At 62.9% G+C, this 8,288-nt stretch carries 13 protein-coding genes; all 13 read right to left on the reverse strand.

Annotated elements, in window-relative coordinates; translation table 11 throughout:
• On the reverse strand, positions 1–1,138 hold a 1,138-nt coding region (locus JAB8_RS29945; RefSeq protein WP_175445203.1), incomplete at its 3' end, for a phage tail protein.
• Complete coding sequence (locus JAB8_RS14865) at positions 1,135–1,755, reverse strand: phage tail protein I (protein ID WP_070290397.1); 621 nt, start codon at positions 1,753–1,755, stop codon at positions 1,135–1,137. The genes JAB8_RS29945 and JAB8_RS14865, both read right to left, overlap by 4 nt.
• The gene (locus JAB8_RS14870; RefSeq protein ID WP_070290399.1) at positions 1,748–2,659 is read right to left on the reverse strand and encodes a baseplate J/gp47 family protein; all 912 of its coding nucleotides are present in this window, start codon (positions 2,657–2,659) and stop codon (positions 1,748–1,750) included. The genes JAB8_RS14865 and JAB8_RS14870 overlap by 8 nt, the downstream gene beginning before the upstream one ends.
• On the reverse strand, positions 2,656–3,000 hold the full coding sequence (locus tag JAB8_RS14875) for a GPW/gp25 family protein (RefSeq protein WP_070290401.1): 345 nt from the start codon (positions 2,998–3,000) through the stop codon (positions 2,656–2,658). Before JAB8_RS14875 ends, JAB8_RS14870 begins: the two co-directional genes overlap by 4 nt.
• Entirely contained in the window at positions 2,997–3,647 is a 651-nt protein-coding gene (locus JAB8_RS14880; protein ID WP_254679521.1) for a phage baseplate assembly protein V, read from the reverse strand. Before JAB8_RS14880 ends, JAB8_RS14875 begins: the two co-directional genes overlap by 4 nt.
• A gap of 166 nt (positions 3,648–3,813) precedes the next feature.
• Entirely contained in the window at positions 3,814–5,079 is a 1,266-nt protein-coding gene (locus JAB8_RS14885; protein ID WP_139143056.1) for a M48 family metalloprotease, read from the reverse strand.
• A gap of 273 nt (positions 5,080–5,352) precedes the next feature.
• On the reverse strand, positions 5,353–5,760 hold the full coding sequence (locus tag JAB8_RS14890; RefSeq protein ID WP_254679522.1) for a phage virion morphogenesis protein: 408 nt from the start codon (positions 5,758–5,760) through the stop codon (positions 5,353–5,355).
• Positions 5,757–6,245, reverse strand: coding sequence for a phage tail protein (locus tag JAB8_RS14895; protein WP_070290405.1), 489 nt, complete (start codon positions 6,243–6,245; stop codon positions 5,757–5,759). Before JAB8_RS14895 ends, JAB8_RS14890 begins: the two co-directional genes overlap by 4 nt.
• The gene (locus JAB8_RS14900) at positions 6,229–6,741 is read right to left on the reverse strand and encodes a lysis system i-spanin subunit Rz (RefSeq protein ID WP_070290407.1); all 513 of its coding nucleotides are present in this window, start codon (positions 6,739–6,741) and stop codon (positions 6,229–6,231) included. Before JAB8_RS14900 ends, JAB8_RS14895 begins: the two co-directional genes overlap by 17 nt.
• Positions 6,738–7,298 carry a glycosyl hydrolase 108 family protein gene (locus JAB8_RS14905; RefSeq protein ID WP_070290409.1) on the reverse strand — a complete coding sequence of 187 codons (561 nt, stop codon included), beginning with the start codon at positions 7,296–7,298 and terminating at the stop codon, positions 6,738–6,740. Before JAB8_RS14905 ends, JAB8_RS14900 begins: the two co-directional genes overlap by 4 nt.
• Entirely contained in the window at positions 7,298–7,669 is a 372-nt protein-coding gene (locus JAB8_RS14910; RefSeq protein WP_070290411.1) for a hypothetical protein, read from the reverse strand. Before JAB8_RS14910 ends, JAB8_RS14905 begins: the two co-directional genes overlap by 1 nt.
• A 47-nt stretch (positions 7,670–7,716) precedes the next feature.
• On the reverse strand, positions 7,717–7,926 hold the full coding sequence (locus JAB8_RS14915) for a tail protein X (RefSeq protein ID WP_070290412.1): 210 nt from the start codon (positions 7,924–7,926) through the stop codon (positions 7,717–7,719).
• Positions 7,926–8,288, reverse strand: a 363-nt coding sequence (locus JAB8_RS14920) for a head completion/stabilization protein (protein ID WP_070290414.1), incomplete at its 5' end; no start/stop codon positions are given. The genes JAB8_RS14915 and JAB8_RS14920, both read right to left, overlap by 1 nt.

The following is an 8,288-nucleotide window of genomic DNA, read 5'->3' on the forward strand; positions in this document are numbered from 1 at the left end:
TGATGGCGTTGGCCCCCTGGTAGCGAATGGTGGTGGCATAGGCGAAGAAGGAGAACCCGGCCGGCAGCGTCGGGGCATCCGCCGAGAGGCTCCACAGCAGGGCGGTGACGCCCGTCGCGGGATTGAAGATGAAGTGCAGATGCACCGACGCGGTGCCGGCAATGACGGCCGCTTGATCCCGGCCGTTCGCTCCCACTACGGACACGTCCGCCGTCAAGGCGCCGGTGGCATATTTCGTGATGGTCTGACCGGTGGCCGGGTTGCGCATCGTGACGGCGAGTGCGGACACGGTGAATTTGTTCGCCGGCGAAGCGACGCTGTTCGCGCCCGCCAGTCCCTGCACGCCGGCACGGCCCTGCGTCGCATCGGCCAGGGCGCGAGCGTTCACGATGCGCGCGGAATTGTCGCCGTGGGGGATCGTCGGCGCGTTCGGCGTGCCGGTGAAGGCCGGCGAGTCGAGCGGGGCTTTCAACGCCAGCGCATTGGCAATCGTGGTGGCGAAATGCGGATCGCGTCCCAGCGCTTCGGCCAGTTCGGCCAGGGTATTCAAGGTTTCCGGCGAGCTATCGACCAGGGCGGCAATCGCCGCCGCGATCTTGGCTTCGCCCTCGATCTTGCTCAGGTACTGCGGGTGCGGGTTGGCCTTCGCCTCATGCGCCATCACAGCCTCGGCGGCCTTGTCGTCGGCATACTTGCGCGTGGCCAGCACGACGGACGGATCAATTTTCAGCTCGATGGCGGCGGTGCTGGCGACGATCAGCACCACGCGCACCACTTGCGTGCGCCCGCTGCCCTCGACCATCAGGGGCTTGTAGCTGGGCGGGCAGTTGGCCACGGCGCACAGGTCGCCGGCCTCGTCGTAGATGCCGATTTCGCGCAGCCACCAGCCGCCCACGTCTTCGGGCAAGACTTGCTCGACGATGATCTGGCTGGCGTTGGCAGGGTCGATGGCCAACTGGTTCAGGTCGGCGCGGCGCACTTCATGCACGAGCGCCTTTTGCAAGCGGTCTGGGATCGGCAGGGCGCCGTTGCCGTCGCCGACGCCCATTTTTTTCAGTTTCAGGGTTTGGCCCAGGGCGATGGCATTGGCCAGTTTGGCCTCGCCCACCTGCGTCAGAATGGCAAAGTATGTGCTCATGGATAAATGGTCATGGTGTCAATGGTATGGGGTGCGCCGCCCTGTACCAGCTTGCCGCGCACTTCGATTTCTTCGGCGATCCACGGATACACCGTCATCGCATCGCCGTGGTAGGTGGCCAGGCCGATCCGTACCTGGCCACGGGTTTCCAGATACAGCGCAAGCCCGGTCAAATGCCGGCTGACGGGCTTGGCGTCGGCAATCAGGCGCTCCATTTCCTGAAACATGGCGTCCGTGATGCCCGAGTCCAGCACGCCCACGTCGAGGCGGAAAGTGCCCGGCGTGCCGGGTGGCGTGGTCTGCCACCATTCGGTGATGCGGATCAAATAGCCCAGGGACTCGACCACGCGGCGCACGGCGGCAATCGTGCCCTTGTGCTTGTGAATGAAATAGGACGCCTTGATCGTGCCGCGCTTGATCGATTCGGGCCAGGCATCGTCCCAGCGGTCGACGGAACAGGCCCAGGCCAGAAACGGCAGCAAGTTGACCGGGCAGCGGTCGGCGTTCCACAGGTCGCGCAGCGGCACGGGCACGTTGAGCAGTTCGGCGCAGGCCACGGCAATGGCGCGCTCGAGCGCCGTGGTATTCGGCGGCAGGGTCGGCACGATGCTATTCATCGAGCACGACCACATTCAGATTGATGGCAGTGCAGCGCGCGGCCTGCGTGGCGTCCAGCTCGATGTCCGCCGCCGGGCTGGTGAGCACGACCTTGCGCACGCCTTCGACGTGCACGGCGGCGCTGCAGGCGGATCGATAAATGCTGTGGCCCAGCGGGCGGCGCGGCTGCGACACGCGCACAGCGTTGGCGCGCGCGGCGTCCAGCAGAATCGGCACTTCCGGGCCGACGCCGATAAACAAGGTGGCTTCGATCTGGTAATCGATGACCTGGGCGGCCTGCACAGTCACGCGGTCGCCCAGGGGGCGCACGTCCTCGGCGTTGAGTGCGTGCGCCACGGTGGCTAGCAACTCGGCGCTGGCGATGCCGGTGGCATTGTTGGCCAGCACCGTGACGGTGACGCTGGCCGGCGCGGGGCTGGTGGCGCTCGCGTCCTTGACCTGGCCGTCCGCACTGCGGGCGTGGAATTCATACGATGCTTTCGGGCCGGCCACGGACAGGCCGTCCGGCGCTTCCTGGATACGCAGGCGGTAGGCGTCGTTATCTTCCATGACGGCGGCCACGGGCGGCAGGGCGCTGGGATTGGCCGGCGTGATGACCAGGCGCGCCACGTTGACGTTGGCGCCCAGTTGATCGAGGTCGCCATCGAGGGCAAACGCCAGCATGACGGCCTTGCCCGCCTCGTTGACGCGGTTGCGCAGGATGGTTTCCTGATAGCTGTTCTCTTCCAGCAGCTTGGTGGCCGGCTCCGATTCCAGTTCCAACAGGGCCGTGACGGCGGCGCGTTCGGCTTCCGGCAGCAGGCTGACAAGGTGAGCTTTGCGTGTGGCGAGGATGGCTTCGAAGTCCAGCACCTCGACCACGCTGGGCGCGGGCAACTGGGTCAGGTCGATAGGCGTGCTCATACGACGCTCCCTTGCTTGACGGGCACGGACATCGTGATGCCCTGGCCATTGGCCGTGCCATCGAGCAGCAGGGCGATGGCGCCGTCCGTGTCGCGCGTGAGCTGCACGCTGGCGAGCTGCAGGCGCGGTTCCCAGCGGCGCAGGGCAAAGGCGGTGGCCGCGTAGATGCGCAATTGCGTCGCGCTGTTCAGCGGCTGGTCGATCAGCTCGGGCACCTCTGAACCATAGCGGCGGCGCCGGATGCGCGAGCCGATGGGCGTGGTGAGAATGTCGGCCACGGACTGGCGCAGATGGCCCAGGCCCGTCAGGCTGCGCCCGGTGGCGGCGTGCATGCCCATCATGCTTGCGGCCCGCCCGACTGGTCGCCGCCTGCCTTGACGCCGCTGTGCGGATGCTTGGCCAAGCTGATGGCGCCGGCCAGCACGTCCTCGCTGGCTTTGACAGTGCCTTGCACGGCCATGGCCACGCCGCCAGCGGCGCCGGCTTTGGCGTTCACGCCGCCATTCAGTGCGGTGGCGCCTTCCACGGTGGCCGATTGCTTGACGATCAGGTTTTTCATGACGGTCAGGTCGCCCGTGCAGATGGTGCTGGGCGCGTTCGACGTGACCTTGTCGGCCGTGATGGTGGCCGTGCCGCCGGGCAGGGTGGCCGTAAGTGCATGGGCCGCATGGTCGTACTGCATCACGGCGCCGTCGGGGTAATGCGTGGTGTGGATGCTGTCGCTGATTTCGGGCGCGTCAAATTCCTGCGAGTACAGCGCCGGCAAGATGATGCCGCGCGTCAGGTCGCCGCCGGGGGAAAAGACGATGACCTGTTCGCCGATGGTCGGCGCCGACCAGGTGCGCGTGCTGCCGGCGCGCCGTGTGGCCCAGTTCAGCCATTTAGTGGTGAGTGTCGGCCCCAGCCGCACGCGCGCCTTGGCCCCTTTGACCTCGGCGATAGTGCCCAGGCGTATCAGGTTTTGCAGCAAGCGAAGGAGGTCGGACAAGTCGGCGTTCATGCAGTGCATGTTGCCGAAGTCCGCGTGCGGATGCACGCGGAGGCGGGTTGATATGCGGCTTAGCGACTATGGCAGTCAGTGACGTATAAACTTACATTTTCGAAGTAGGGGCGATGTGGTGGGTGTCCGCTTTCGCCCCGACGTGGACCATGCGCTACTTCGGCTGCACCACTGACAACCCATAGATATGATCGGTGCCATCGGCGAATTCACTGTCTTCGAACCATGCCCAGCATAAGTAATCTGGAAATCGGCGGTGCAGCCTCAGGCGTCGATCAAGAGTGGATCGCATCTTGGCTAGCTTTCCAAAATGCGCGCCAATTTCTTCTAGCCGGTTTACACCGTCGTTAATGCGCAATCCATCAAGCAAGTCGTCTAGCGTCTTATATTTGTTATTGACAGTGAAGGATAGGCCTAGCAGGCCAGCTACAAACAGCAAGACGTTCGAGAGCCCTTCGAGCTTATGTCCATTTTGCCTTTCGTATAAATGCGATCCCACAACCAAAATTGCCATAACACGAGCAGGGATCGGCGGATGGGTCTGGTCTGAGAGCTCACCCATCTTCACATTGTCCAAATTTGAAATTAGGCAATACAAACCAATACCAACGCCGGCAAGGATGGCGAACCAACGTCTCTCAGTATTCGTCAACATATGCTTCCAAACCAAACCCATTTTATCTGTGGCGTCAACGTTCAGGTTTTCGAAGCGCGTCGCTTGATGCTCCATGAACTGTATCGTATAGCGCAAGCCGTTCATATCGGCGTCCGCTTCCAGTGCTTGATTAACCGGCGATTGTGCAGGCTGGTTATCAGCATTAGCCTTTGCCGCAATAGAAGACTCATGGATGACTTGGATTTTTGTTTGGTCAGCCTTGTAGTTTGGCGCAGACCTTTTTACCTTAGCCTCGCCATCGATTGAATCATGCCCTAGTCCCGCATGTGCGAGTTCATGGTGCATCACAAATGCAAAAGCAATGTGAGCAAGTAGCCCCCCAAAACTCTCGTAATCATCGTTTTCGTGCGGCATCCCTCGCCACAATTCCGCGACAAAATTATCCTCTCCTTCCGGTTGAGCGCGCGATTGCTGCATCAGCCAGACAACGCAACCACATACGGTCTGCATATTTAAAATCAAGCCTGTAGTGATGACGATTCCATAGCAGAGAGGCGCATAGATTGCCCATGCTCCCGGTTGCGAATCCTTCATAATCGCGAACTGCATATCCTTCTTATATTTCATTGTCTCTTGCAAACGAGTGATGAGCTTGACGCCAAGCTCATCAAATTCGTGCTGCTCAGCGGCGACCGTGCCAGTACGTCCAAGCAGCCGGCGTGGATAGCCCCAATGCTCATTAAGAAGCGTATAGTTTTTTCTGAGCCATTCAGTCAAATACTTCTTTTTTTTCGATGATTCCACCTTTTGTCGGCGTTTGCGTCGGCGTGTCATTAGTTAAATTGCCTTCATTTGTCGGTTAATGGGGTGGGAAACATTGCTATTCCATTGCGCACGTGCTGCGTTGTCCGGTATCGACAACGGCAATGAAGGTCAGCTGCTGGCCGGTTGCGGTCAGTTTTATATGACTCTAACTCATTTGATAACTAATGTCAGTTGAAGTTTGCATTGAAGCATCTTAGTTTTTTTCCATGTGACGCAACAGCGATTCGCGTATCAACGTCCGATCCAGCTCACTTAAGCCCAGCAGCGGCCGCTCCGGGTATTTGTAAACGGCCCTTTTTTGCTCAGGCGGTCTTGCCGGCCAAACTGATGCACATGCGCCACGCGCGCCACCCAGCCAAAGAATCCGACTTCGATCTGGTCGCCGGTCGCCTTCACTTTCAAGTGCTTGGCGGTGCGGATCTTTGCAAACATGGCCGCTTTCTGCCGTTTGATGCGCCCTTTCTTCCCCTTGAATTCCTTGCGCCGCTTGCGTGCCGGGTAGGCCGCACCATCCGGCCCCTGCTGCGCCTTGATGCGTTGCGCCTGGCTGCGGCGCAGGTCGATGGCCCCCCTGTGATTGATGGCGCGGCGCTGGGCCGGCTGCAGCTTGGCCAGCAGCGCACCGACCCAGGCTTCCAGCGCGTGCAGGTCGTCGCTCATTGCGTGGCCTCGGGCGTGCGCCATTCGGCCAGCAGGGTCTCGCCGGCGTACAGCTTCCAGAATTCGTCCGCGTAGGCCGGCATGTGCTGTATCTCGGCCAGGTGCTTGATGTCCAGGCGGCCCGCTTCGCCTGTCTTGACTGCCACGCGTTCGGTTAGGTCCAGCTTGATGGAAATATCGACCGTTTCATGGTTGTTGAAGTCCACTTCGAAGGCGATGCCGTGCTTGCGGGTTTCCTCGTTGGCCATCAGGTCGAGCTGGTGGATTTTCAGCCAGGCGATCAGGGCCACCATGATGGCGTCGGCGTCGCCCGCGTAATCGGTGACGATCAGGTTGAGCTTGAAGCGGTATTCGAAGGAGAGGGAGGCGGTGGCCGACGCCACCACGTTGCCCTCGTCGGCGAAGACCAGCAGGCGGTCGGGGTCGCGCTGCAGGTCAGGGATGGCGGCGGCCAAGTGCTGGCGCAGGCTATTCGGTTTGTACATGGTAGGTGTCTCGTACTAGGTTGTAGGCGTCGATGCAGGCGTTCAGCTGGCGGGTGGCGTCGTCACCGTCGCCGGCAATGGCGTCAAGAGCTGCCGCAGTCGCTGGGTCAAGTTCGGCGCGCGCTTGGTGCCGATGGCCTGCGGCAGCGGTGGAATCTGCAGTTGCGGCGCACTGGCCGCTGGCGACGGGGATTGACAGGCGCACAGCGCCGCTGCGCACGTCAGCATTGAAACGGTCGCGTTCAGTTTTCGCATGGGTTTGCTCCTGGGTGAGGTGGTCGGCGCGTTGCGCCAGGGCGGCGCCGGCGGCGCGCTCCTGGGTGAGCACGCGGGCGGTGGCCTGGGCCAGCGCGGTGGCTGCGGTGGTTTTGTTTGTGGCCGCCGCCCGCCGCAGCTCGGCGATGGCGGCATCCTTGCGCCAGCCCTGCGCCGTCCAGCCCGCGATGGCGCCGCACAGGAGAGCAGCGGCCAGCGGGCGCCAGGTGGTTGCGGTCACATGGCCACCCGTTCCTTGATCCAGCCGAACAGGAAACGGCGCTGGGTGGTGTTGGCTTCGGTGATTTCCAGATAGCGTGCCGCCTGCAGGCCGTTCAGGGCGCGCAGCAGTACGGCGGCGCCATCCTGGCCGCGCCATTTCAGGAAGGCGGCCAGCGCGCCCAGCGACTGCGCGCCCAGGCGGCCGTCGACGAACAGGGCGGGATAGCGGGCGCCCGTGTCGTTAAAACCGTTCAGCCAGCGCTGCAGGAACTCGGCCGCTCGGTGCGGCCCCATGTTCACGCCCGTGTCGATCAGCTCGGCGCCGATACCGGCATGGACGGCCAGCACCTGGTCGAATTTCGGTTCCGTGATGTAGCGCGCCGTGTAGATGGCGCGCGCCACGGACTCGGGCAGATCGCGCATCGGCCCCGTGTAACCATTCGCGCGCGCCACGGCCACGGTGATGCCGTAATTGGTTTCGCCGCCCTTGTCTTGTGGGTCGTTCACGTAGCCGCCCTCGGCGCGCAGGATGGCGTCGATGACGCGCGCGATCAGGGGATTGTCGGTGGTGCCCATCAATGCTCCTTCGCGTCTTTGACCAGCTCGGCGATGTCCTTGTCGCTGCGGCGCTGGAACCACAGGGCCACGGCGCGCGATACCCACCAGCCGGGGGCGCCGACGATCAGGTCGATGGCGGAAGCGTTGACCATGGCGCCGATGGTGGGGAGCTGGGCGCACAGCAGCTGATACACGGTGCCGCCCAGCAGGCACGAGAACACGCCGGCGCAGGCCAGGCGGGCGACGAATTCGCCCTTGTTGAAGGTACCGTCGCTGTTCAACGGCGGCAGCACGATGTACAGCATGGCGGCGCCGACCATGCCCAGCGCCGCCTTGAAGCCGTACAGTTTGACCAGGGTGGCGAAACCACTAAACGATTCTGCGGACATTGCTTGTTTCTCCATGATGAGGATAAGTAGGTGTGTTGTTAAAAAAGTTAATCCCATAGCTGCACGATGTCCGTGGCCTGGCCCGTGCTGGGCGCCGGCTCGGGCAGGGTGACGACCAGGCCGGCCGGCAGCACGGCGCCGTGGCGCGCCAGCGCGGGATTCATTTCCAGGGTGTGCTCGACGTATCCCGCGCCGTCGCCCAGGTAGTGCCACACCAGGGCGTCTACCGTGTCGTTCTGCTGCGTGCGCACCTGCATCAGATCAATTCCACGGTCAGGTGCGTGCGGCCGACCATATCGGCGATGGCCCATTGCGCATTGCGCCGCTGCGCGCCGGGAGCCTCGTCCAGCCATTCCATGCTTTTCTTGTCGCTGACGGACGTGGCCGTGCTGTCGTAATCGCGGTAACGCTCGATCAGGTCGGCCTTCGCTGTGCTGTAGACGGCGCGCCGGTACTGCGCCAGCAGGCGGGATTCGCGGTTGATGTGCGCGGCCGGCACGTCCGCCAGGGCGGCAATACCGGCTGCGGCCTGCTTGCCCTGCCAGTCGGCCAGCTCGCGGTTGACCTGCAGGATGGCATCGACCACGGCTTGCACCAGGCGCGCGTCGGTGACGGTGCC

This window comes from Janthinobacterium sp. HH106 (assembly GCF_001758725.1).
Lineage (GTDB): Bacteria > Pseudomonadota > Gammaproteobacteria > Burkholderiales > Burkholderiaceae_D > Janthinobacterium.